Below are 25,813 nucleotides of genomic sequence, written 5' to 3'. Positions count from 1 at the left end.
GACTGACATGAATTGCTGGAGCTCCCAACTCCTAATGCCAGCAGTTTTGGCGCAAACGTGGATGAGATGGCCGCCGGCTTCCGCGGCGCGTGGCAGCACGGATATAACAAGACTGGTAGCAGAAATAAATCGCTGGAAAGCAACTGCATCGCCAGCGATGTGCTAAGTTTGATGATTTCCTTTCAACGAACATCAGACGAGCCTGAGATCGCTGGCATTCGTCGACAAATCGCTTCGTCTGTAGACCTCGATATCCCAACGGGACGATATGCACTGCTTACAAGTGATCCGCTTGCGAAAAAGCCCGCGGTTGATCTTCTGGCCGGGCTCAGGCCTCCGCAGGTGGGGAGGATAAGTTTCATTGGCTTGACGTCGTGGCCGATTGGCCGGCCGGCTTTTTTGCGTGGCAATGTGACTGGCCGACACGTGATTGCCTTGATATGCAGGCTTTACGGCTTGGATATGCATGTATCAAATGCGATGCTAGAGACGATGGTTACGGACCCTAGGCATATAAATGGGAAAGTAGAACATTGGCCGGCGGAATTTCGGTATGAATACGGCCTTGCCGCCGCGCTTCTGCCGCCTTTCGATATTTATATAGTTGAAGCGGTATTCCCGTTCCTTAAAGACCGCTTCAGCTACCTGTGGAAGACACTCTTCGAAAAGCGATCGGCTGGCAAGATGCTCATAGCAGGGAGCAATCGGGTTGCCGATCTCAGCAAATACTGCGACAGGGCTATTGTCGTTAATAGGGGACGAGTGACAATTGCGAATGATCTCAAAAAGGCCCTTGATCGGTATCCGCCTCGTGTTGCCTCTTACGATGCTCAGAAAGAGTTCGAAGACGACCTTGCCGACGACCCTCTCTGATGCAGAAACCCCAAACTTCCCGGTCTCACCTGCAGAGGCTCCAACCTTCCCAGTCTCACCTGGAGGGGTGGACGACCAAGCCCGATTTATCCAACTACGTCGCGTAACGCGCAGGCGATCAAAATGGGGTACCTGGGCGGCGGCTCTCTGTGTAACGCTGCCGATTTTGACGACGTCGCTGTTCGTTTTCTTCATCGCCACCCCGATGTATACGACGGAGGTGAGGTTCGCCATCCGCGGAGGATCCGACACCATGCAAGCGACGTCACCTGTCAGCTCGTTATTCTCGTCAGGTAGTGGACCGATGGATGGCTATGTTGATGGATATGCGGCCCGGGACTTTCTGGTTTCGCGGGAGGCTTTGGCGAGGCTAGGACACCGGATCGATATCCGGAAGCTATTTATCAGAACGAATTCCGATCCCTTGGTGCGGTTACCGCAGAATGCGGATGACGATCAGCTCTTCGACGCTTATAGGGCGCGCGTGACAGCGCGCTTCAATATGCTGGAACAGATCGTCGTGATGGACGTCAGCTCTTTTAAGCCAGAGGACTCGGTGCTCATCGCGTCCTCTCTCGTTCGGATGACCGAGGAATTCGCAGATCAAATGAACCAACGCGCTCGTGAAGATGCTTTGCGATTCAGCGAGCAAGAATTGGCCCGCGCAGAGAGGCGTGCCACAGAAGCCAGGCAGCAAATGGCTAATTGGCGGAGCGAGACCGGCATCGTCGATCCGACGGCTGACGTGACAATGCTAAACGGATTGATCAATCAATTGGAAACACAGCGGACAGCTGATCAAAACGAGCTCGCCACGATCGACGCGTCCGGTGCGAGCGATCATCCTCGGCGTCGACCGCTCCTCCTCGACATCAAGACATTGACGGATCGGATCGCGGAGACGCGCAAGCGATTAGTCGGCCCCAGTGGATCAGCAACTGACCAGATCTCCCGCTATGAGGCTCTGAACGCTGCCCTGGAATATTCCGAGACCAATTTGACATCGGCCCGGCAGGCGCTCGATTACGCTCGGCAAGCCGCCATCCGACAGCAAAAATATGTGATTGTGATCGCCGAGCCCAGGGCGGATGGAAGACCGTCTTATCCGGACCCGATCACAAGCCTACTGGCGGCATCGATCATCGGTGTCGGTCTCGCCTTTTTCGGCTCTCTGATAGTAAGCATCGTTCGATCACAATTCGCCGCGTGACGTCCGGCAGGCTTTGGCCAGCGCAACAGGGTCGATGACGACGGCGCCGCGCCTGCGCGCCTCAAGGTCAACATAGCTATGCAGTTCGCCATTACGATCGTCGCCGCCGCGGCCGATGGCGAGTGTCGGTCCGAAGTCCAGTGCAGGTCTCCTTCCGCTTGCTCTACGACGATTCCGTACCAATAGCTGCTACCGCTAGGGGACATTATCAAGCTGATGAAAAAAACAAGTCACTTATTATTACTTTTGCCCGCGCTGTTGATGGGCTGCGTTAACTTGCCGGCCTCGGGGCCCACGGCCAGTGCAGTGGTTAATGCGCAGGGTAAAGGTGCCGATTCCGCACTCTATGAGGTAGTCGATATCACTGATGCTACCCTGGCTGTGCTACGTAACCGCCCATCCGGTGATCTTGCCAGTCAATTCTCACGCCATCCGCCAGCGCCTTCGCAGGCACTCACGATCGGAGACCAGATTGTCGTGACGATTTTCGAAGCGGCTTCCGGCGGACTTTTCTCCGGATCATCGACGCCAGGTGCGCCCATGGGAAGCTCGCACAGCATTTCACTTCCACAGCAAACCGTCGACCGTGATGGATCAATCAGCGTGCCCTACGCAGGCCGTATCACTGCAGCCGGCCGCACGCCAGGCTCCCTGGCAAAGGCGATAGAGGCGCGATTGGCAAATAAAGCCGTTGAGCCACAGGTCATCGTTTCGACGCAGGGCAGCGCGGCTACCGCGACGGTTTCAGGCGACGCGACCGGCTCGGCGCGCGTGGCGCTTTCTTTGAAAGGTGATCGTCTACTGGAGGTTATTGCTCAATCTGGAGGCATAAGGACAATGCCGCAGGAGACCAAGGTTCGCCTAACACGCGGCGCCCTGAGCGAGGTGACTCTTCTCGACACGATCCTAAAAGATCCCAGTCAAAATGTCTTCGTATATCCGGGGGACAATATCTATGTGTATCGCGACCCTCCGATTTTTGTGGCGCTTGGTGCCGTTACCGCCCAAAAAGACTACCCCATAGACAAAGAACCCATGTCTCTCCTTCAAGCCATCGCCAAAGCGGGCGGGCTTCACGATGCGCAAGCCGACAGTAGTGCGATATTTCTTTTTCGGCGCGAAGAGGCAAGCTTAGTACGCGCATTGAAGCCCAATTCAACTCATCTTATGGGGTCTGACCCAGTTCCAGTTATCTATCGTCTGCGACTCAATAAGGCGGATAACTACTTCTATGCACAGCAGCTCGCCATTCGTGATAGGGACATCATATACGTCGCCAACTCGCCGGTGGTTCAGTTCAACAAATTTGTAACGATGGTCAGAGGGATTACCTCAACAGCAGGCTCGTTGCGAGGTGTCGCTTTCGCCAATTGAATTTGCCCCCGCCAGCCGTCGTGCTCGTGTGAACAATTTGCCTGCGACAAGCACGAGATACTCACAACAAGGCCCTACGGTTTCTCACACGCCTATGGTCGTCTACACACTTAAGGATCCTGTATGACGTTGCCGGTCATTCGGTTCGGATATGTCATGCATCGCGTCACCATTTGCAGTTGACAGGCGCGGGTGCAAGGTCAAGTGGACACTCCGTTCCGGAAGCCAACGGCTAATATTCTTATCGTTACGCGGAGATAGATGAAATGATGGTGGATGTAGTTGACAGGTTTCTCTCGGTAGCTTCTCGCCATCCTGGGCGCTTGGCCATAGACGTTGGCGCGCGTCAATATTCTTATGCTTGGCTTGAGGAGCGAGTCCGAATCTACGCACAGATTTATTCGTCATTCGAGCAGCCGCGAATTGCGATCGCGCTCCCTCAAGAGGCCGATGCTTATGCGTGCATCCTGGCGTCCGGATTAGCCGGGGGCTTCCATACGCCCCTGAACACGGTTGCGCCGATACAAAAGCTTCGGCGAATCCTGCATCGGTTGCAACCTGATCTTCTCGTGGCCAAGCCACAGTTGGCGGCTGAAATTGTCACTGCAGTTCCTAACTTGAAGGTCTTGGATCCAGATATGATCAATACAGATCGCTGTTTCTTGGGTAATGGAACGCGCCACGAACTAGCCTATGTCATGTTCACGTCAGGATCGACTGGCGAGCCAAAGGGCGTAATGGTTTCACGCAAAGCATTGGCAAACTACGTGTCCTGGCTGGAGAGCCTTCATATCACCCCGGATGATCGTCTCTCGCAACAGCCAAATCTAGCATTCGATATCAGCATGACAGATATATTTGGGGCACTATGCCATGGCGCTTCGCTTCACCCCTTGCTGGATGAGGGCGACAGAATGTCGCCCGCCGAATTTATCGCGAGGCAAGCTATTACGATCTGGAATTCCACGCCTAGCGCCGTTAGCTTGATGATGCGGGCGCGGCAAGTAACAAGGAAAGACCTAGGGAGTGTTCGGCTGTTTAATTTCTGCGGGGAACCGCTCGTCAGACAGCAACTGGACGCCATTTTTTCCGCATTGCCAGACACGCTCGCCCAAAATACCTATGGCCCCACCGAAGCTACGATCTCTGTAACTGAGCAAGTTCTGACCTCCGACAACTACGGATCTTACTGCCATACGTCTGCCGCCCTGGGTCAGACCATACCAGGCATGAAGATCTCGCTTATTGGCGGGCGTTCTCCCACCGAGGGTCAGATTGTGATTAGCGGTCCCCAACTTGCCGAGGGCTATTGGAACGATCCGGAAAAGACCGAGCAGCAGTTCCGCGTATTGGATGAGTTGTCGGGGGAGCGTGGGTATCTGACCGGTGACTGGGCGGAAATCCGTGACGATCGCTTGTTCTTCAAGGAGCGGATTGATTTTCAGGTTAAGGTAAAGGGATACCGGATCGAGCTCGATGAGATCGTTTCCGCCATTCGGCAGTGCGGGTGGCCTGTGGCTGTCGTCTTTAAACGAGGCGATGGACTCGCGGCTGTCGTGGAATCTAACGGGCTGGGACCGCTCAATGAGCGCGAGTTGAAAGCAGCGTTGTCAGAAATCGTCGAAGCCCATGCCATACCGACATGGATCCTTGAGATTCAGAGAGCACCGCGCAGCGAGAATGACAAACTGGATCGCACAGCAGCAGCAGTCTGGTTCGAGGACAATCTTATTATGAAGAAGGAGCGGACATGATAGAGGACAGCAAATTGTTTCAGAAAGTCGTCGAAATCATAAACGGCGAGTTTCCTGAGAATGACACCGAAATTGCACGGGAGACCGTTGCGGAAGATGTCATTGGTTGGGACAGCATGGCGCATGTTAGTCTCATCGCAATGATTGAAGAGGCATTCAGCGTTCGTTTCATCGGTGCGGAGATCGTCACTTTCGATAATGTCGGCGGCCTTTTCGATGTTCTTAAAGAGAAGATATCGAGGAAGTAAGAAATAAGCTTCTTTATATTCAGCGTGCATTATTCTTATATTACAAGAGGTGGATACCTTGGACCAGAATATCAGGCGATTGGTGAAGGGAGAGATTGAGAACGACTTTTCAGAAGAGGGAAAGGCGTTTTTGGGTGACCTCGTATATCAAGCGTTGCCGGAGTTGTATGACAAGGTTCCGATCGACCGTCCGAAGCTCAACCTCATTTTAGCCGATCAAATTGATTCACCGTCGACCGAGCTCTCAGAAACTTGGACCCTGTGGGAAGAGGGTGCAATTTTGGGGCTTCTATCAGTTGTCGACGCAGGCGAACTGGATGCATCCCAGCGGATGGGAATGTTGGACATCGTGCGGCACCTGGATCGGGACGCTAGGATGAATTTCAAGAGAGCCCTCGAAGGCCATGGCTCGAATGTTGAAACCCTTGCATCAGGGGAGGGAAAATATCTCCCGCGTATGGCCGTGGCCGAGGCGGCTCGGGGAAAAGGAGTTGCGCGGCGGTTGATGCATCATGTGCTTGATCGCTATCCTAATACTCCAATATACCTACACGCTGCGAACACAAACGCGATCGTCATAAAACTGCACAAATCGCTAGGATTTCAGTGTCAATCTGAATCTGACTTTCCGATTCGCGTTCTGGTCCGTAATCCACAATAGGTCGGATCGAGAACTAGAGCACGTCCTGTGATCGATGAATCGATTGTGATGTGACGGCTGCGTTTTGTGCTGATTCAACATCCACCTCGATGGAGGTTGACGATGGGAAGAGCATTGAGCGGGGATCTTCGGTCGCGGGTCTTGAAGGCTTCGAACGAGGGCATGTCGGCGCGGCAAGCGGCGGCGCGGTTCGGCGTGGGAGTGTCCAGCGCGATCCGCTGGATTGCGCGGGCGAAGATCGGCGAACTGGCGCCACGCCCGCAGGGCCGCCGCCGCGCCTCCAGCCTCGATGCGCAAGAAGCCTTCATCGTCGGGCTGATCGAGGAGCGCAAGGACATCACGCTGAACGAGATGGTGGAGCGGCTCGTCGCCGAGCAGTCGGTGCGGATCAGCCGCAGCGCCTTGAGCGCCTGGCTTCGCGGCCACGGCTGGACATTCAAAAAAAGTCCGCGCACGCACTGGAGCAGGATCGCCCCGACGTCCTGAAGCGGCGCCGGGACTGGTTCGACGGCCAGCTCGATCTCGATCCGGCGAAGCTCGTGTTCATCGATGAGACCGGCCTCTCCACAAAGATGGCCCGCCTGCGTGGAAGAGCGCCGCGCGGCGAGCGCTGCCGGGCCGGCGTGCCCCATGGCCATGTGTGGACGCCCCGCCGGATGCAAGAAGAATCTTCGGTTCAGGCTGCTGCGCGTGATCGGGTGCTGCCATGTGTTCGGCCTCTCTTTGCGGCTTCGTCATGGCCGCGGGCCCGTATGGGAGTTCGAGGATCAGGTCCACATCACTGGAACGCGCTCGAAGCGCTCCCCATGCGTCTGGTTCTCCTGATCCCGCCTCGCCGACGTTGCGCCATACCTGTCCTTCGACCTTCTCACGTCCTCCTGGCAGCCTCGCGTTCGCTCACTGCACTGCACTCATGCGGCGGCGGTCGGAGCTCGGTAGGTTCCACCTTTCGTCATCAATGCCCATGCGATGCGCGCGGTCTTGTTGGCCAGTGCCACGATCACCAGCATTGGCGGCTTGCGCGCCAGCATTCGATGGAGCCACGAGCCGGATGGCACGCCTTTGCGCTTGGCCCAGCGCACTACCGCGCTGGATGCGATGATGAGCAGGCGTCGCAGCGTTCGCTCTCCCATCCGCGACGTTCGTCCGAGGCGCTCCTTGCCGCCGGTCGAACGCTGGATCGGCGTCAGCCCGATCCAGGCTGCGAAATCGCGCCCAGAGCGGAACGTCTCTGCTGGTGGAGCCATCGCCTCAAGCGCGGTTACGATCAGCGGCCCAATGCCAGGCACGCTCATTAGCCGATGGGCCGTTTCGTCAGCTTTGGCCCGCTTCGCAATCTCCGCGTCCAGCGACCTAACCTGATCCTGCAAGCGGCGTAGCGCTTCGACGAGCATGGCAAGGCAACAGCGAGCGGCCTCCGGCACGCCCGAGGTAGGATCCTCAACCTGCGTGATGAGCCGCTCGACATGCGAGGGGCCTTGCGGCGCAATCAGGCCGAACTCGGACATATGCCCGCGGATCGCGTTGATGAGCTGAGTGCGCTGGCCGACGAGCACGTCGCGGGTTCGGAAGATCACAGCCGAGGCCTGCTTCTCCTGGCTCTTCACCGCCACGAAGCGCATCGTCGGCCGTTGCGCGGCCTCGCAGATCGCTTCGGCATCGGCGGCATCGTTCTTCTGACGCTTGACGAAAGGCTTCACGTAAGCCGGTGCGATCAGCCTGACGGTATGGCCGAGCGTGCCGATCTCACGACCCCAATAATGAGCGCCTGGGCATGCCTCCATCGCCACAAGGCATGGCGGCTGGCAGCGAAGAAGGCCAGCACCTGTTCGCGCTGCAGCTTCCTGCGGAACACAACGGTGCCGGCGGCATCTGCGCCATGGGCTTGGAAGATGTTCTTGGCCAGATTGCGGCGCGGCAATCAATGTGAGAGCGCAGCGTCAATCAGGATGAGAACGCCGGCGGCGCGTTCCTTTTTCGGGGGCGTTCGTCTGGTGATCACGGTCGGCCGGGTATGCCGGTGGTTTTTCCTGTTGGGGAGGAATCACTTTGTGCCCGGCCGCCACGTAACCGATCACCAGATGAGGCTTTTCATGAAGTTCCGGCAGACCAATACGACGGCCGTCGCGGCGGCGAAGGCGTCGATCAGTATCGCCACGGCCTATCGCATCGAGAAGGATTCAAGACTGCCGTCACAAAAGAAGGCGCCGCGGCAACGGCGCCGTGCCGACCCTCTCGCCGATATTTTCGAAGCCGAGGTCGTGCCCATGCTGAGGGCAGCTCCGGGTATTCGGGCGATCGCCATCTTCGACGAGATGATCCGGCGTCATCCCGAGCTTGGAGCCGGCATTCGCCGCACGATCGAGCGCCGGGTCCGAGCCTGGCGCGCCGTCCATGGCGAGGAACAGGAGGTCATCTTCCGGCAGCTTCACGTACCCGGGCGCATGGGATTGTCGGATTTCACTGACATGGCCGCCGCCGGCGTCACGATCGCCGGCCAGCCACTCGATCACCGGCTCTATCATTTCCGGCTCGCCTATTCCGGCTTCGAGCATGCGCATGTCGTGCTCGGTGGCGAGAGTTTCGTCGCTCTGGCGGAAGGCCTGCAGAACGCGCTGTGGTCGCTCGGCGGGGCTCCCCGCGAGCATCGCAGCGACAGCCTCTCGGCGGCATTCCGCAACCTGGACAAGGACGCCCGGGAGGACCTGACGCGCCGCTACGACGAACTGTGCGGCCACTACGGCATGATCCCTTCCCGCAACAATCGCGGCATTGCGCATGAGAACGGCTCCGTCGAAGGCCCGCACGGCCATCTCAAGCGGGCGATCAATGACGCGCTGCTGATGCGGGGATCGAGCGATTTCGACGACCTGGCAGCCTACCGTCGCTTTGTCGACGAGATCGTCAGCCGCGTGAATGCTCGCAACTCCAAGCGCATCGACATCGAGCGGGCCGAACTCCAGGAACTGCCCGCCCGGCGCACTTCCGACTACGAGGAGGTCACCGTGCGCATCACGTCATCGGGCGGGTTCACGCTGCGTAAGGTGTTCTACACCGTGCCCTCACGCCTGATCGGCCACCGCCTCAGAGTGCGGCTCTTCGATGATCGGCTGGATATCTTCATCGGCGGCACGCATCTCATGACGCTGCCGCGCGGGCGCGCCTCTTCAACCGGCAAGCACGACCAGGTCGTCAATTATCGGCATGTCATCCATTCGCTGCGCCGCAAGCCGATGGCGCTGCTCAACCTCGTCTATCGTGACCAGCTCTTCCCCCGCGAGGCCTACCGGCGAACCTTCGACGTGCTCATAAAGCGACTGCCTGAGCGGCAGGCCTGCCGCACCATGGTCGAGCTTCTGGCCATGGCGCACGAGCGCGGCTGCGAGAGCGAACTGGCTGATCTACTGACCGCCTCGCTAGAGGCACGGCGATTGCCCGACATGGCTGCTTTGCGCGAACGGTTCGCGCCGGATCCCGCCCGGCTGCCGAGTGTCGTCGTGCGTCTTGCTCCGCTCAACGCCTATGAAGCCCTGCTTGGCGCCAACCTGACAGGAGATGCGGCATGAAGACGAACCCCGCTGTCGATTCCGCCAGGGTGAGCTTGCTCCTCAACGAACTGCGCCTGCCGGCCATCAAGGTTATGTGGCCGCAGTTTGCCGAACAGGCCGACAAGGAAGGCTGGCCGGCCGCTCGCTTCCTGGCTGCGATCATTGAACATGAACTGGCTGAGCGCGACCGGCGACGTATCGAACGCCATCTCGCCGAGGCGCGCCTCCTGCCGGGCAAGACCCTCGACACATTCGAGTTCGAAGCCGTGCCGATGATCTCCAAGGCTCAGGTGATGGCCATTACCGCCGGCGACAGCTGGCTCGAGAAGGGAGCTAACCTGCTTCTGTTTGGCCCTCCAGGCGGCGGAAAGAGCCATCTCGCCTCGGCCATCGGACTTGCCCTTATCGAGACCGGATGGCGGGTCATGTTCACCCGCACCACTGATCTCGTCCAGAAGCTTCAGGTCGCGCGCCGCGAACTCGGCCTCGAGGCCGCCATAAATCGCCTCGATCGCTTCCACCTGATCATCCTCGACGACCTCGCATATGTCACCAAGGACCAGGCCGAAACGAGCGTGCTGTTCGAGCTCATCAGCGCCCGCTACGAGCGGCGCTCCATGCTCATCACCGCCAACCAGCCCTTCGGCGAATGGGGGAAGGTCTTCCCAGATCCCGCTATGACGCTCGCCGCGGTCGACCGCCTTGTCCACCACGCGACAATCTTCGAGCTGAATGTCGAGAGCTATCGGCGGCGCGAGGCCATCGAGCGAAAGCGAGGGCCAGGCCGGCCGGCCTCATATGCGACGCCCGCAAACGTCAATCCTGATTGACGCGCCGCGACAATCAAACCGATAAAACCTCTTGCGCGCGACAATCAATGCCGCGATCATCAGCATCACCGCGACACCAGATTCTCATCCAGATTGATGAGGTGGAACGGCCCGCTCCGACAGCATCAAGTGCTAACGTGGCCGTTGTTTCAACGCCACCAAGGAGGGACCGTTCCGTGACGCAGATTAACACCATCGGGCTAGATTTGGCCAAGCAGGTTTTCCAAGTTCACGGCGCAGACGCCGAAGGCGCGCCGCTGTTCAACAGGCGGTTGCGCCGGGCCGAAGTGCTGCGCTTCTTCGAGAAGCAGCCAACCTGTCTCGTCGGCCTCGAGGCCTGCGGCGGGGCACATTACTGGGCGCGTGAGATCGCAGCACTCGGCCATGACGTCCGGTTGATCCCGCCGGCCTACGTCAAGCCCTTTGTCAAGCGCGGCAAGACCGATGCTGCCGACGCCGAGGCGATCAGCGAGGCGGTAACCCGCAAGACCATGCGCTTTGTGCCGATCAAGTCGGCCGAGCAACAGGCGGCGGCGATGGTGCTGAGGACGCGAGCTCTGCTGCTGCGCCAAAGAACACAAGTGATCAACGCCTTGCGCGCTCATATGTCCGAATTGGGCATCATTGCGGCTGCCGGCCCGGCGAAGGTGGCGGCATTAGCCGCGATCGTGCGTGACCCGACAGATGCTCGCCTGCCTGCGGCGGCGCGCTTCGCCCTGACGGCCCTTGTCGACCAATTAGACACTCTGAGCGAACAGGTCGAACGACTTGAGCGCGAGATCGTCACCGAGGCAAAGCATGACGAAGACATGCGCCGTCTGACCACGATCCCGGGCGTCGGCGCGATCACAGCGGCGACCGTCAAGGCGCTGGTTCCCGATCCGGACGGGTTCAGGTCGGGCCGTCACCTTGCCGCTTGGCTTGGGCTCACGCCGAGGTCGCATTCGAGCGGCGGCAAGGAGCTGTTGGGCGGCATCTCGAAGATGGGCAACACGGAGCTTCGATCTCTCCTTGTAAATGGCGCTACCTCTGTCCTGCGCCATGCCAGAAACAACGACAGGGCACTGCCCTGGTTGACCGCGTTGCTAGCGCGTCGGCCCTTCAAGGTCGTCGCCATCGCGCTTGCCAACAAGATCGCGAGGATCATCTGGGCCCTGCTAACGAAGGGCGGGACCTATCGGAAACCTGGTGGGATGGCGGTTCGTGCGGCAAACGCCTGAGGGCAGAGTACCGACACGAGCTACCGGAGAAGAGCCAGGAAGAGGCGAGGTGCATTGAGCAGACGATGATTCCACGGGACGAAATCCCGACGCGGGAGAGGCTTGCGCGACAATGTGCTTCGAGCACGTCAGATTGATCAGCCACCCGCTTCGCGGACTTCATCGAGGCCAGCGGTCATGGGCCGCGCTGAAAGGCCGGACATATGACTGCACCGTTCCCGCGTGATGAAATCGACTAAAAAAGCCCTTGCAACGCGGGCCGTTCCACATATGTCGCGCACCTCTCTTCCAGATTGATGAGGTGGAACGGCCCGCTCCGACAGCATCAAGTGCTAACGTGGCCGTTGTTTCAACGCCACCAAGGAGGGACCGTTCCGTGACGCAGATTAACACCATCGGGCTAGATTTGGCCAAGCAGGTTTTCCAAGTTCACGGCGCAGACGCCGAAGGCGCGCCGCTGTTCAACAGGCGGTTGCGCCGGGCCGAAGTGCTGCGCTTCTTCGAGAAGCAGCCAACCTGTCTCGTCGGCCTCGAGGCCTGCGGCGGGGCACATTACTGGGCGCGTGAGATCGCAGCACTCGGCCATGACGTCCGGTTGATCCCGCCGGCCTACGTCAAGCCCTTTGTCAAGCGCGGCAAGACCGATGCTGCCGACGCCGAGGCGATCAGCGAGGCGGTAACCCGCAAGACCATGCGCTTTGTGCCGATCAAGTCGGCCGAGCAACAGGCGGCGGCGATGGTGCTGAGGACGCGAGCTCTGCTGCTGCGCCAAAGAACACAAGTGATCAACGCCTTGCGCGCTCATATGTCCGAATTGGGCATCATTGCGGCTGCCGGCCCGGCGAAGGTGGCGGCATTAGCCGCGATCGTGCGTGACCCGACAGATGCTCGCCTGCCTGCGGCGGCGCGCTTCGCCCTGACGGCCCTTGTCGACCAATTAGACACTCTGAGCGAACAGGTCGAACGACTTGAGCGCGAGATCGTCACCGAGGCAAAGCATGACGAAGACATGCGCCGTCTGACCACGATCCCGGGCGTCGGCGCGATCACAGCGGCGACCGTCAAGGCGCTGGTTCCCGATCCGGACGGGTTCAGGTCGGGCCGTCACCTTGCCGCTTGGCTTGGGCTCACGCCGAGGTCGCATTCGAGCGGCGGCAAGGAGCTGTTGGGCGGCATCTCGAAGATGGGCAACACGGAGCTTCGATCTCTCCTTGTAAATGGCGCTACCTCTGTCCTGCGCCATGCCAGAAACAACGACAGGGCACTGCCCTGGTTGACCGCGTTGCTAGCGCGTCGGCCCTTCAAGGTCGTCGCCATCGCGCTTGCCAACAAGATCGCGAGGATCATCTGGGCCCTGCTAACGAAGGGCGGGACCTATCGGAAACCTGGTGGGATGGCGGTTCGTGCGGCAAACGCCTGAGGGCAGAGTACCGACACGAGCTACCGGAGAAGAGCCAGGAAGAGGCGAGGTGCATTGAGCAGACGATGATTCCACGGGACGAAATCCCGACGCGGGAGAGGCTTGCGCGACAATGTGCTTCGAGCACGTCAGATTGATCAGCCACCCGCTTCGCGGACTTCATCGAGGCCAGCGGTCATGGGCCGCGCTGAAAGGCCGGACATATGACTGCACCGTTCCCGCGTGATGAAATCGACTAAAAAAGCCCTTGCAACGCGGGCCGTTCCACATATGTCGCGCTATACCAGATCCAGGCCAATGGTGCTAACTTGTGTCATGGACGTCTCCCTTCGGTGGTTCTCAACGCCACCACTCTGGCACATCGATGCCGTCAGGGGGGCGTCCATCCCATCACTGGAAGACCACGACCTTCACCGGAGCGCTGCGGCTGACGGGCATGACTGCGCCCTTCGTCTACGACGGCGCCATGAACGGCAACGTGTTCCTGGCCTATGTCGAGCAGGTGCTGGTCCCGACATTGTCGGAGGGCGACGTAGTCGTCATGGACAACCTGCCCGCCCACAAGGCCGCCGGCGTGCGCGACGCGATTGAGGCCGCAGGCGCGAGCCTGCTCTACCTGCCGCCCTACAGTCCCGACTTCAATCCGATTGAGAACGCCTTCGCCAAACTCAAGGCGCTGCTGCGAGCAAAGGCCGAGAGAACCATCAAGGCTCTGTGGGACGCGGTCGGCGCGGTCGTCGACCTCTTCACCCCAGCCGAATGTGCCAACTACTTCAAAGCCGCAGGATATGAACCCGATTAAACAGGACATGCTCTAGTCATTCACCTTGAGGAAGGGCGAAGATCCATAGCGCACCGATGTGCGAGCCAAATCGCGTCCGTTATTGGTGATGGATTGGCGTTAAAAACGCTGTGAGCAGAGTCGTTGTGGCCGATGAAAGGAGTTATCGCATTGGATAATATTCGCCCGATATCATTCGGCGGTTGCTTGCTCAATAATTTAATTTCGGCTCTGCATCAGAATAATAAGCTGGGCGGAATATACAAGGAGATGGGATTTCTCAGGACGCCGTTCTCTATTTCTGCCGCGAGTGCTGTCCAGCTCCTGGGCTTTATAACGGGCGGCAAAACAATCCCCGCCGCACGTGCGGCGGTTCTGTTATCTCGATAGCAGCCGAGAGCCTAACAGAGAGCAGATGGGCATCCCATATACGGCTGACATAATAATTGTCGAAATGAGCACCTCTATCGATATCTTGTACGATGACTTCGTTGTTAACACGAATCGGTTTCAAGAAATCATCCTGCCAGAGCTAGAACATCTAAATGTGCCGCCACGCATAGTGGCCAAATGGAGGTCGTCTCTTGTTAAACAGAACGAATCCGAACGCGCCAAGTATGCACAACATCTCCTCGAATTGGTTCCTCTTACGGAGAAGTTCGAGTGGCTTCACGATCTAGTCGGACGAACGACTACGCGTCAATTGAACGTTGACGATATGACCAATTACATCGGGCGCATCAAAGAAACGCTGGATGTCCCGCTAGCGATGGTTCATCACAATTTTAGATACATGCCCGACGGGCGACCTATCTCCTGGCCCACTGAACTTAAGGACCAATCGATCGAGGTCGCACATCGGCTCAAAGCCTACGAGATGGACTTTGCCCCTTTCGTAGCACGCCACGGCGTGAAACGTGTCCTCGCCGATGATTGCCGTCATTGGAACCCCGAGTTTTTTCCCGAGATCGCCAACCATCTATATAAATTCATAAGCAGAGTCGCCGGGCGAGGGACGCCGGAGGATCTCATTGAGAGGACGTTCGTTCCAACCGAGCTCGAAAACGACGAACCACCACAGATCCCAAATAAGAGCCAGAGTCCAGACAAGCGTCCGAGCGAAACCACTAGCGTCGACGAGAGCGAGAAGGACAACTCAACGGTTGGGCGTGAGATTCCCCCGAGAGATGCTGGAGAGTTACAACCGGGCACAGACTGTGGGACGTTGAGCGCAGACGATCTCGTTTATCACCCGGAAACGGCGTCTCATTTCGATTTCGACGCGAATGTGCTCAACATGATTCTTGTCGTCGGCCAGTCTTGGGCACTTGGGGGCAATAACGATGAGGCAGGGGACGCGCCTCTTACCGCCGTGCCAGAACATCCTGGGCGCGCGCTGATGTTCGATGCCGGATCTGCTCCTCGAGGCAGGCGCGTGTCAAAACTGGTTGACCTGTTTGAGCGGGCCACCGGCTCGACCAAGGAAACACCCTGCGGAGGTTTGGCCGATTACTTGATGCGTACCTGCGAAAGTCGATTCGGAAAGAAGCCCACCGTGGTGTTTGCCTCTGTCGGACGCGGGGGCACAACCCTGAGCGGGCTTAATCAGGGGAGCGCTGACGGGTTACTTCGAGGATCAGCACAGCATCTGGAGGTCATGCGTTTGGTGGCGAAGGCAGCGGAATTTGCCCGTGCCGAAGGCAAACGTGTCCGAGTCCTGGCGATTTGTCTCGCACACGGCGAGTCCGACGCCGGACGGGGAACGCCTGCCGATTCTTATCAGCGAGGCCTGATCCTGCTCCGGCAGCAATATGACGCGGATATCCGGCACCTAACTGGCCAAGTGGCTTCTGTACCTATGCTCACATATCAAGCCAATCGCGGAGCATCGCGACCAGGAATAATAGCAGAAAGCGTCTGGTCACAGCTTCGGGTGGCAAAAGCTGACCCGCATATACGATGTGTTGGGCCTGTTTACCATCACGAGCCCGAAATGCGTTCCGATGGTCGGTCGGCTCATCTGAAAGCAATCGGCTACCGCCGCATTGGCTTCCAATTCGGCCATTTTATACTTGATGACCTTTTCGGGCCTGGATTGGAACCGCTACGCGTCAGTCATGTCCGGTTGCTGCGACCAAATGTGATCGGTCTTGAATATTCCAGAACAATCACGCTCGAGCAAAACGATGACCGCATAAATGTATCAAATCTGGGGGCTGGGTTAGGTATTGATGCAGTAGGGATGGGAGCGGCTGGCCCGACAATAACTTCCCTCGCCATATCCGCTCGCGACGACAAACTCCTCGAAATACATTTTTCGAACCCAATAAGCCGATCTGGCGCCAAGCTTTTCATAGCTGCACGCATAACTGGGACTAATTGCGGGCGACATGAAGGAGCGCGAAGCGGCATTCGTACGAAAGTTCGGTACTATGTAGATCCGCACGACAATACGGAAATGTATGATTGGGCCTGCTCAGAGACCGTCGAGTTGCCCTACCAATAGCCAGTATACGCGAAAATAGGATTAGGTAGCATGAAAGCCAAGTCTCGAAAGTACCAACCTAAAACGCAAATGAGGAACCCCGAAAACGTGTCCGCCACCGCCAGTATATCACCTGATCTCGGATTTTTTGAAAGCGTCGTCAGCGCACACAGGGAGTTGAAAGTCTCCTGGAAGCAGAGAGACTATGTCCGCGTCGGAGACGCCGCGGCAACGCTGTTGGCACTGATCCCCGACAACCAGAATGCGCTTAAACTCCAACTGAAAGCCGCCATTCGCAGAGGGGACGACACAGACCTCGTCGCAACTGCTCGCGCCGCAGCGGCCATTGCCGCGCCCGACGTGCAAAGTGCGGCTCACCAGCTCGCCGCGAAACGAAGGTGGGAGGATGCAGCCACGTTACTGCTAGCTCTACCGGAAAACGCGGAGAAAACGGAACAGCGCGAAACCTTGTCACGGCGCATCGCCGCCCAATTGGCGGCCGCCGGACTCCAGGCGAAAAACGAAGGCGACGAAGAGAAGGCTGCCAGGCTTTGGCAATTGGGACTGAGCCTCAGTCCCGGAGACGCCAAGATGAAGCGCAGGTTGCGCCAACTCATTCATGCCGCCGCCGTAAAGGCGATCGAGGCCAATTTTGAAACGGACGCAAATACCTATATTCGAACCTGGCACGGTGTCCTGGCGCTCAGTCCCGATCACAGTACCGCTTTGAAAAGATTGGCGACCGCGTATGAAAAAGGCGGACATAACGAAGCCTCTCTGGAGTTATGGGCGCGTCTGGTGCGCCTGACACCTGAAAATCCATCGGTGGTGCGTCGCGTTTTGCGGCTGGCGCTTTTGACTAACCAGGAACTGGACGCTCTTGTCCTTTTGGCGAGCGTAGGTGCTGCCGTGCCCGATGATAAGATCGGCGAAGCAACCCGACGCGCTGTCTTCCTTCAGCTTAGGGAATTCCTGCGCACCCACAATTATCTCTTGGCTGCCCATCGTTTCTCCGTCCTTAAGAAATCCTCTTTGGACTTGTCCAGATACGACAACATCGAGGAGCGCGTCTTCCGCGGCACCGTCCGTGAGTACAAACGCTTAATGAAGGATGGGAGCGTTAAGGAATCTACCCAGTTGGCAGAATTGGTGCTGGATATCGACAGCAACAATCAATTTGCGTTGGCGAACCTCGCCCAATACTCCTTCAAGGTCACAAATTTCGAACAGGCAGTATCCTACTATGAGCGGTTGGCATCCGTAGACGGGTCGAATGTGAAGGCTTGGATCGGACTGGCCCGCAGCCGCAAAAAGCTTGGCGATCTTCCCGCAGCTGTTGAAGCCGCAAGGAGATGCCTTTCCATTGAGCCTGGAAATCAAATTGCAGAGCAAATTGTCACCGCTTTTGCGCCAGTAGCTTAAGGGCGCGATGCCCTGCGCTCATCTTCTTGCACATGGCGTCGCGGAAAATCGGATCATAAGGATTTCGACATGGTGGCCGGCCCCCATCGGGTGATCCATGTTGAATGTTAGTGCATGCTTGGTCTCGGCGCTACAGCCGGGGTGGCCGGCGAAGCTGGTCCGGGTTGCGCAGCCGGCCACAGGATTGCTTCTGGCGCCGGGGGTCTGTAGCCTAAAGATGAATGCGGGCGCACCGTGTTGTACAACACGACGACAGAACGCCCACGGGATCGCGGAGCACGAGCTTTTTTACCCGTGGCATCCTTGGGCCGGGAGCCTGGTCCATATTCATGAGGTGGTCGAGAAGGCTGGTAGAGAGGTTTTCCGTTGCAGCCTCTCTGGTCGGGGATCCGATCGGTGGCTGGAGATTCCAGCATGGATGTTTGATCGGGCGGCTAATGCCGCCTTGCAGGTTGGCGCCGCTCCCCATGTCGATATTGCTGCGCTACGCGCCTTGGCGACGCTGCTGCAGGATGTAACACCCGCTTCGGGCACCCCATTGGACACCTCGATTTACCGCCGTTTCTGAGGCAAAGAGGCGCAAGAATGGGCGTAGGTCACTGAACCCGGCATGTTCGGCGCTGGTTTTCCGCGCTCTACTGGGACAGCACGCTTCAATATGCCATGCGCGACCGCCTAACAGCGCTCGGCTGGTCTCGCATTGAGACGATTGATGACGATCTCGGCCGCTCTGCCGCCGGCGGCGTCGCACGCGCCGGTTTCGACCGTATGGTTGCCGAGGTCTGTCTCGGCAAGGTCGGCGCAGTGGCGGCGCGAGAGGTGTCCCGGTTTGCCCGCAACAGCCGCGACTGGCAGCAACTCATCGAGATGTGTCGCGTGGTCGACACCGTACTGGTCGACCAAGAGACGGTCTATGCGCCGCGTCAGGGCAATGACCGGCTGCTGCTGGGATTGAAGGGCAGCCTCAACGAGTACGAACTCGATCTTCTGCGTCAGCGCTCCCTGTCGGCACGCTACGAGAAGGCCCGGCGCGGCGAGCTCATTGTCACGGCCCCGGTCGGCTTCGTGAAGGTCGGCGACAGGCTTGAGAAGGATCCCGATCGCCGTGTCCAGGACGCCATCATTCTCGTCTTCGACAAGGTGGCCGAACTCGGCAGCGCCCGGCAGGCCCTGCTCTGGTTCCTCGAGCATGGGCTGGATTTGCCAGCCAAGCCGCAACAACGGTGACGTGGTCTGGCGTCGGCCAAATTATGCGACCATCCACCGGATGATCGAGAACCCGATCTACGGCGGCGCCTACGCCTATGGTAAGAGTCGTGTCGCGACAGGATATGATGCAACGGGAGTGATCCGACCCAGGAGCCGCCGTAAGGCGAGAGCCGAGTGGCTGGCTCTGATCCCGGATGTCCATGAGGGTTATGTCAGTTGGGAACGGGCGGAGGCGATCCGCAAGATGGTGAGCGACAACGTGCCCACCGGCCGGCATCACGGAGCGCCCAAGCATGGCGACGCTCTGCTCGCCGGCCTTGTCCGCTGCCGGCGCTGTGGACGCAAGCTGACGGTCCGCTACACAGGGACCAGACATAACATTCCGCGCTATTCGTGTTGGCGGGGCTTGCTTGACAATGGCGAGCCGCGCTGCATCGCATTCGGAGGATTGCGCGTCGACGACGCCATCGAGGAAGCTCTTCTGCGGGTTGTCGAGCCGGGAGCGATTACCGCGGCCGTCGAGGCCGAAGCACAAGCGGCCAGTCGCCGCGATCAGGTTCGTGATGCGCTGGTGCGCGATCTCGAGGCGGCACGCTACAGCGCTGATCGGGCATTCCGGCAGTACGACGCCATCGATCCGCAGAACCGGCTGGTCGCGGCGGAACTGGAGTTGCGATGGAACCGGGCGCTCACGCGTGTCGGCGAGATAGAGAGCAGGATTGCCGCGCATGATGGCTCGACATTGGAACCATCACTTCTGTCGCCAATACACGCCGCCGCGCTCGCCGCCGATCTCAAGACTGTCTGGTCGGCGCCGACGACCGACGCGAGGCTCAAGAAGCGCATCGTGCGCACCGTCATCCACGAGGTGGTCGCCGATATCGATGAAGAAGCGTCAGAGATCGTTCTCCTGATCCATTGGATTGGCGGCGTCCACACCGAACTGCGCCTGCCGAGGAGGCGGCGCGGACAGCGCAACAGCACTTCGGCCGACATCCTGGCCGCCGTCCGGCAACTGGTTCTCATCGCCAATGATGACCTGATTGCCGGCATCCTCAACCGGAACGGCCTGGTGACCGGCCACGGCAATCGCTGGACACGGGAGCGGGTCACTGCGCTCAGGTCGCATCACAAGATTCCAGTATTCCGGCCGGCGCCAGACGGGAATGAGCCATGGCTTAATCTGAACAAGGCGGCGCGTTTGCTCGGCATTGCACCGAAGACGCTCAGGCTCGCCGCAGAAGCAGGCGAGATCGAAGGTGTTCATCCCCTACCGGATGGTCCGTGGATCTACAGCCGATCAACGCTCGGCGAACCGGGGGCTCAGAGCATTGTCTGGCGTGCGAGGCAGAACCCAAGACACCCCACAGGATCGCACCCTGACCAGCAAAACCTATTCGCTTCAACAACATAGACAGATGGGTGTTATGAAACAGGATTGTAGTGTTGTCGCCATCCTTCGATGACGATCTGGGCTTCCTTCAGCGTGTAGAAGATTTCGCCGTCGAGCAGCTCGTCACGGAGCTTTGAGTTGAAGCTCTCGCAATAGCCATTCTCCCAAGGGCTGCCGGGCATGATGTAAGCCGTCTTGGCACCGACAGCCGCAATCCATTCGCGCAAAGCCTTGGCGATGAACTCTGGGCCGTAGTCGGACCGGATGTGGCCTGGGATGCCGCGCAGGATAAAAAGGTCGGCCAGAACATCGATCACGTCGACGGCCTTTAGCTTCCGGCTTACCCTGATAGAGATGCATTCCCTTGTGAACTCATCGATCACGTTGAGCATGCGGAATTTCCTTCCATTGTGGGTGCGATCTTCAACAAAGTCGTAGGACCAGACATGGTTGGGATATTCCGGCCGCAGCCGGATGCACGAACCATCATTCAGCCAGAGACGGCCACGTTTGGGCTGCTTCTGCGGAACCTTCAGCCCCTCACGCCGCCAGATCCGTTCGACCCGTTTGACCCCACTTAAACACCGCCTGTAAGAATATGTTATTATATCAGCACGTTAGGCGCGCGCCGGCGCGTGTTACCACTACATTTTGGGGATGATCTCAGGCGAGTTGTTCGTCGAGGTTGTGTGGCAGAGCGATGCCAGCTGCCTTGAAGACGTTGCCCACTTGGCCCGTAACGTGGGTTCTGGTGGTGACGATGCGACCATCCTTTTCGATGGTGGCTTCCTGGAGGCGATCGAGATCGCGTAGGAGCGGCTGCCATTCGGGCGTCAGGCCTTTGGCCCGGCAGAGGCGGCGCAGTTCCTTGCTGAGTACGAGCCCCAGGAACGAGCAGAACACATGCCCGCGGATGGCGGCATCGGATTGGTGGAAGATCGGCCGGGTATTGAAGGTTGCCTTGGCGGCGCGGAACAGGCTCTCGACCTCGAGCAAATCGCGATACCGCAGCACGGCCTGGAGCGGGGTCACCTTCGCGTTGGTCCGCACCACGGTGATGCCGTCGTACCGGGCTTCCTCGGCAAGCTTGCCGACATCGATCTTGAAGTTCTTGCCGCTGGCCTTGAGGTAACGCCGGTAGGCCGAGTTGCCGACCAGTGCCTTGTCGCCCTTCTTGAGCTGTGCCTCGAGGCCGGCGAGGATCGCCTGGCGGTCGGCCTTGTCCTTCTCGGCCTCGGCGTCATTGCGGCTGACAATATAGCGGTCTTTACCGACCTTGACCTCTTTGACCCACAACTGAGTTTCACCGCGCTGGCGCTCGAGAACGAGCGGAACCATCGGTGCCGCGTCATTGAGCACGACGTTGTGGATCACGCTGCTCGAGCGTTCGCGGGCCCCCAGAATGTATTCCATGCCCAGCTTTTCGAGCGCGGCGATGGTATCGGCGCTGATCATGCCGCGATCGGCGACAACGCAGGCGCGTGTGACGCCGAAGCGCGTTCGCAGCCGATCGACCACCGGCAACAGGACGGTCACGTCAGCGGTGTTGCCGGGCACCATCTCGGTGCAGATCGGCCGGCCCTCGGCATCAACGACCAGCGCCAGGATCATTTGCGCCAGATCGGGGCGGAAGTCCTTGGAATGCCCGCGCTTGCCCAGCGTCTCGCCGCCCGCGCCGTAGAAGGACAACGAGGTGGTGTCCATGAACACAAGGCTGAGGTCGGTGAACAGGTCCTGCCGGCGCGCGAAGAGCTTTTCCTCGATCGCGTCTTTCACGCAGCGCGCCACCAGCGCGCCTTGCGCCTTTTCGCCGAGTTCCTCGCCCAGCCACGCCATTGCCCGGTAAAAGTGATGGAGCGCCAGACCCTCGGCGCCCTCGATACCATAATCGGCCATCCAGTTCGCGCAGTCGCGGTCCGAGCCCGAGACGAACAGCCGATGCAGCGTGCCAACGAACACCGCCCGTTCCACCGCAAAGCCGAACTGGCGCCCTTCCAGCACCTCTTCCAGCACCTCGCCGATCCCGAGCCGCTCCCACAGCCGCCCGAACAACAGCGGACCGCCGATGCGGCGAGAGGCAATTCGCCCCGCGTCAATGTCGGACAGGATGAGGCTGCGTTCGCCATGGCGCGCAATCGAGGCCGCCAATCTGTCAAGTTCGCCGCTGGCAACCAGCGCATCCTTGCGGCCCAGCGCCTTTATCGTGCGCTGGCGAACGGTTTTGCCGTCGCGGACACTTTCCACGAGGTAAAGATAGCGGTGGCCGCGCGCGACTCTCTCAACGACAAACATGCCAGCGTTGTTAGCGAATAAATGCCATAAAATCCATACAACATACGGCGAGCAGATCAACTGTTGTTACCACACATTTTCGCGCCGAAAACTCAAGGCGAGTGAATTCAATAGCTTAACGGACAGCGTTCGCCATCCGTTCACCTCCAACTGTTCAAGTCGGGTTTGACGTTCACCCAGTCCGCACGATGCAGCATCGCCGTGATGCGACGATAGCCGTAGCGGCCGTATTGGAGGGCAAGCGCGATGATGTCGGCGGTCAAGGCCACTTCATCATCAGGTGTCGTCGGAACCTTGCGCTGCGTGGAGCGGTGCTGACCGAGAACCCGGCACGCCCGTCGTTCGGGAACGCCAAGTTCAGCAACAACACGATCCACGCAAGCACGGCGACGCGCGGGGCTTAGAAGTTTCCCCGCGCAGCTTCCGCCAGGATCATCTTGTCCAGCGTCAGGTCGGAGACGGCCCGCCGAAGCCGCGAGTTCTCCGTCTTAAGTTCCTTCAGACGCTTAACCTGGTCGCCCTTCAGACCGCCGTATTCGGACCGCCAACGGTAATATGTTACTTCCGTCACGCCTATCGATCGGATCGCTTCGGCCATCGATTTGCCCTGCGAACTCAGCACGTCAACCTGCCGAAGCTTCGTGACGATCTCTTCTGCAGCGTGTCTCTTTCTCGGCATTCTTAAGTCCTCCATCGGCTCGAAAGCCATACATCAGGGAGGACCACTTTTCAGGGGGCAGACCAATGGCAGGGGCTAAAGATCATCAAAGCGGTCATCTGCTCAATAGTCTATTTGGGGAAGGTCTCGGGACGAAGTCGGTTTCGCGATTGATCGACGAAAATCTCCCGCCGCTCCCCAAAGGTGCCAAGAATGGGGAACCTCTCAAGACAGCGCAGATAGATGCGCTGTCAGTTGCGGAGCGAAAAGCTTATGAAGTGCAGATCGACCTGGCCAGCCAAAAGGAGGCCCGGGACCGGGAGCGTATCCGTGAGCTCGAAGCCAATATTCATGCGCTCACCATCGAAAGATCGAGAGGCGACATTTCGTTACGAGTGAACCAGATCGAGAAGGAGCTGGAATCTTATAAGCAAGCGAAAAAGAATGTTGATGTTCTCAACCTCGACCTCCTGGCCCAGGTCAAAACTATAAATAATAAGCTCGAGACGCTGCGTAGTAGCCCGATCTTCAGTTTGGGTGAAGATATCTTGGCAATCAAGGGAGACTGGAAACGCGCGTTTTCGCTACCAGCCAAATACCGTGCCGCTCAAGAACAGGCGATGAAGGACAAGGCCGCTTTGCCGGTCGAGCTGGGCCTCGATCTGGCAACGGCCGAAGCCCTACAGCATGCCGAACGCGCTCTGGCCATCGCCGGGCATGATGGCTGGCATTCTGCCGAGCAATGGGTTCGCGATCAGAGGCTGCCCGCGGGCGTCTTATCGCGGGTGCTTTTGGAACTATCGCGGCGCGCGCGCTTTAGCGATATTCCCGTCGCCGTCTCGTTGGCCAAGGCCGCCCTGGCAGCCGATCCGCAACAGTGGAGAGTTAAGCATCTCGCATTCGTTCTCGCGGATGTTGGGGTGGTCAAAGAGGCTTTGGAGGTGATGCGATCGGCGATCGCCGCCGGTGTCAACTTCAACCCGAGCGAACTCAAACGCTTCGACGAATTATCCGCGCTTGCCAGGCTCGAAGTGACTGGGCTTTCCTTGCCGAACCGTAGCGCCAGCCAAAACGGCAGTCCCAACTCGGTCATCTTCTACTGGCCGAACTCTTTCCCTGGCCACTGGTCCGCTTCCAGCTTGCGCGGCCTCTCATTAGCTAGTGCCTTCCAGAAGGCCGGCAACGAAGTCAAGATAGTGACCGTCCCTGGCTACCCCGCAATCGACAAATCCGGCCGCGTCGAACTTACCAAGGATATAGTTGCGGGCATTGCCCACTTCCGACTGCCGGCTATCGAAGTCGACGGTAGCATACTCGACACCTACTCCTGGGATGCCAGCGAACTGCTCGCGGAGAGGATCGCTGCCGCGAATGCCGGGGCTGTTGTCGCACCAAGCTCGATTGAACTTGCCTATCCGGCGGCGATAGCGGCGCGCCTTAACGGATCTCGCTTCATTTTCGATTGTACGACTATGACTCGAGCGAAGAGCAATCCGGCTAGCGAGCGCGAGGAAATCCTTATTGCGCTGGAAAACGCTCTCTTGGCCGAGGCCGATACGGTCCTGGTGCGTGACGACTTCTTCACTGACCGCTTAGCCGAAGCTGGCGTGTCGGCACATAAGGTTCTATCCATCGGAGAATCGGTTTTCCAATTCAACGCGGACAAGAATTCCTCCGACTGGTCCTCATCGCCGATTCTCAAAGGCGGCTTCGTCATCGGATATATCGGCGACGCTTACGACGAAGTGGATCTCGAATCTTTCCCGGCGATCCTGGATGAACTGGTCAAGCGCGGGCTTCCAGTTAGGCTGCTCATTTTTGGCGTCGGCACGCGCTTCCACCGGATTCGCGATAAACTGGAAGCCCTAGGCCACGGAGACCGATGCCTATTTCCTGGACGCCCGCGCAACGGACATATCGCAGCCGCCTTTGCCGCGATTGATCTGGTCGTCATCCCAGCGATGCCAGTGACCCAGCGCTGTGGGCGATCACGCTTCGAGATCGCAGAAGCCCTTGCGTATGGGCGCCCTGTACTCGCGGCAGGGCCGATCGCAAGCGCCGTGAAACCCAGCCTGAAAACCATCGAGGCTTTAGGAGAGGAGATGGTCGCGGCAATGGTTGACGCAGTCTCGACCTTCATCCTTCAGCCGGGCAGCCTGGAACAACTTTCGCAAGCAGCAACCAACGCAGCCCACGACATGACCGTCGCAGCCGCCGCCGAACGCCTAGTGCAGGCATAGAATAACTAAGTAAAGATGCGACGTATTGTAAGTACGCCGTATAGGCAACCGCCAAAGTCGTTCCCCATTGTTTGCGCGATACTGGCGCGATGGCTCTAATAGAGATAAGGCGTTCGCCACGCGCTTTTAGCCGGATCTTCTATTACATTAGGTATTTTTGATCGGCTCTTTGAACCACAAAAATTTGTTATTGAT

The 25,813-nt window shown here is 58.7% G+C and carries 16 protein-coding genes and 6 pseudogenes; 17 read left to right on the top strand and 5 right to left on the bottom strand.

Annotated features, from left to right (window positions below):
• Nucleotides 1-12 precede the first annotated feature (12 nt).
• The 7 genes and pseudogenes from HB777_35555 to HB777_35525 all read left to right on the top strand — a co-directional run bounded on the left by HB777_35555 (nt 13) and on the right by HB777_35525 (nt 6,758).
• Nucleotides 13-873 (top strand): ATPase, encoded by an 861-nt coding sequence (locus tag HB777_35555; protein ID QND69122.1) that lies wholly within the window; start codon nt 13-15, stop codon nt 871-873.
• A 304-nt stretch (nt 874-1,177) separates the two neighbouring features.
• A complete protein-coding gene (locus HB777_35550; GenBank protein QND69121.1) occupies nt 1,178-2,083 on the top strand; it encodes a hypothetical protein in 906 nt (301 codons plus the stop codon).
• Between the two features lie 216 nt (nt 2,084-2,299).
• Nucleotides 2,300-3,457, top strand: coding sequence for a polysaccharide export protein (locus tag HB777_35545; GenBank protein QND69120.1), 1,158 nt, complete (start codon nt 2,300-2,302; stop codon nt 3,455-3,457).
• Between the two features lie 266 nt (nt 3,458-3,723).
• Nucleotides 3,724-5,211, top strand: a complete 1,488-nt coding sequence (locus tag HB777_35540) for a D-alanine--poly(phosphoribitol) ligase (GenBank protein ID QND69119.1) — start codon at nt 3,724-3,726, stop codon at nt 5,209-5,211.
• On the top strand, nt 5,208-5,459 hold the full coding sequence (locus HB777_35535; GenBank protein QND69118.1) for an acyl carrier protein: 252 nt from the start codon (nt 5,208-5,210) through the stop codon (nt 5,457-5,459). The genes HB777_35540 and HB777_35535 overlap by 4 nt, the downstream gene beginning before the upstream one ends.
• A gap of 58 nt (nt 5,460-5,517) precedes the next feature.
• The gene (locus tag HB777_35530) at nt 5,518-6,120 is read left to right on the top strand and encodes a GNAT family N-acetyltransferase (protein QND69117.1); all 603 of its coding nucleotides are present in this window, start codon (nt 5,518-5,520) and stop codon (nt 6,118-6,120) included.
• 102 nt (nt 6,121-6,222) lie between these two features.
• Nucleotides 6,223-6,758: pseudogene (locus tag HB777_35525) on the top strand (IS630 family transposase).
• Between the two features lie 273 nt (nt 6,759-7,031).
• Here HB777_35525 and HB777_35520 read toward each other — a convergent pair.
• Nucleotides 7,032-8,041 (bottom strand): annotated as a pseudogene (locus tag HB777_35520) (IS110 family transposase).
• Between the two features lie 130 nt (nt 8,042-8,171).
• On the opposite strand from HB777_35520, the gene HB777_35515 reads away from it, so the two are divergent.
• The 7 genes and pseudogenes from HB777_35515 (at nt 8,172) to HB777_35485 (ending at nt 17,826) form a co-directional block, all read left to right on the top strand.
• Nucleotides 8,172-9,686, top strand: coding sequence for an IS21 family transposase (locus HB777_35515; protein QND69116.1), 1,515 nt, complete (start codon nt 8,172-8,174; stop codon nt 9,684-9,686).
• Complete coding sequence (locus HB777_35510; GenBank protein QND69115.1) at nt 9,683-10,498, top strand: ATP-binding protein; 816 nt, start codon at nt 9,683-9,685, stop codon at nt 10,496-10,498. The genes HB777_35515 and HB777_35510 overlap by 4 nt, the downstream gene beginning before the upstream one ends.
• 176 nt (nt 10,499-10,674) lie before the next feature.
• Nucleotides 10,675-11,718 carry an IS110 family transposase gene (locus HB777_35505; GenBank protein ID QND69114.1) on the top strand — a complete coding sequence of 348 codons (1,044 nt, stop codon included), beginning with the start codon at nt 10,675-10,677 and terminating at the stop codon, nt 11,716-11,718.
• A gap of 376 nt (nt 11,719-12,094) precedes the next feature.
• Nucleotides 12,095-13,138 (top strand): IS110 family transposase, encoded by a 1,044-nt coding sequence (locus HB777_35500; protein ID QND69113.1) that lies wholly within the window; start codon nt 12,095-12,097, stop codon nt 13,136-13,138.
• Between the two features lie 391 nt (nt 13,139-13,529).
• A pseudogene (locus tag HB777_35495) lies at nt 13,530-13,940 on the top strand (IS630 family transposase).
• Nucleotides 13,941-14,373: 433 nt separating this feature from the next.
• A complete protein-coding gene (locus HB777_35490) occupies nt 14,374-16,425 on the top strand; it encodes a hypothetical protein (GenBank protein ID QND69112.1) in 2,052 nt (683 codons plus the stop codon).
• A 30-nt stretch (nt 16,426-16,455) separates the two neighbouring features.
• Entirely contained in the window at nt 16,456-17,826 is a 1,371-nt protein-coding gene (locus HB777_35485) for a hypothetical protein (GenBank protein ID QND69111.1), read from the top strand.
• 107 nt (nt 17,827-17,933) lie between these two features.
• Here the strand turns inward: HB777_35485 and HB777_35480 are convergent, their stop codons facing one another.
• Nucleotides 17,934-18,071, bottom strand: a complete 138-nt coding sequence (locus tag HB777_35480) for a transposase (protein QND69310.1) — start codon at nt 18,069-18,071, stop codon at nt 17,934-17,936.
• Nucleotides 18,072-18,244: 173 nt separating this feature from the next.
• Here HB777_35480 and HB777_35475 point away from each other — a divergent pair, with 173 nt between their 5' ends.
• Both HB777_35475 and HB777_35470 read left to right on the top strand, forming a co-directional pair.
• Nucleotides 18,245-18,394 carry a hypothetical protein gene (locus HB777_35475; protein QND69110.1) on the top strand — a complete coding sequence of 50 codons (150 nt, stop codon included), beginning with the start codon at nt 18,245-18,247 and terminating at the stop codon, nt 18,392-18,394.
• A 95-nt stretch (nt 18,395-18,489) separates the two neighbouring features.
• A pseudogene (locus tag HB777_35470) lies at nt 18,490-20,449 on the top strand (recombinase family protein).
• A 23-nt stretch (nt 20,450-20,472) separates the two neighbouring features.
• On the opposite strand, the pseudogene HB777_35465 reads toward HB777_35470, so the two are convergent.
• The 3 genes and pseudogenes from HB777_35465 to HB777_35455 all read right to left on the bottom strand — a co-directional run bounded on the left by HB777_35465 (nt 20,473) and on the right by HB777_35455 (nt 23,399).
• A pseudogene (locus HB777_35465) lies at nt 20,473-20,997 on the bottom strand (transposase family protein).
• 94 nt (nt 20,998-21,091) lie between these two features.
• Nucleotides 21,092-22,720, bottom strand: a complete 1,629-nt coding sequence (locus HB777_35460) for an IS1634 family transposase (GenBank protein QND69109.1) — start codon at nt 22,718-22,720, stop codon at nt 21,092-21,094.
• Between the two features lie 164 nt (nt 22,721-22,884).
• Nucleotides 22,885-23,399, bottom strand: a pseudogene (locus tag HB777_35455) (transposase).
• 65 nt (nt 23,400-23,464) lie between these two features.
• Between HB777_35455 and HB777_35450 the strand changes: the two are divergent.
• On the top strand, nt 23,465-25,618 hold the full coding sequence (locus HB777_35450) for a glycosyltransferase family 4 protein (protein QND69108.1): 2,154 nt from the start codon (nt 23,465-23,467) through the stop codon (nt 25,616-25,618).
• Nucleotides 25,619-25,813 lie beyond the last annotated feature (195 nt).

This window comes from Mesorhizobium loti, from assembly GCA_014189435.1.
Classification (GTDB): Bacteria; Pseudomonadota; Alphaproteobacteria; order Rhizobiales; family Rhizobiaceae; genus Mesorhizobium; species Mesorhizobium loti_G.
Note: the sequence above shows the minus strand (reverse complement) of the source record. Positions and strands in the feature narration are given on the sequence as shown.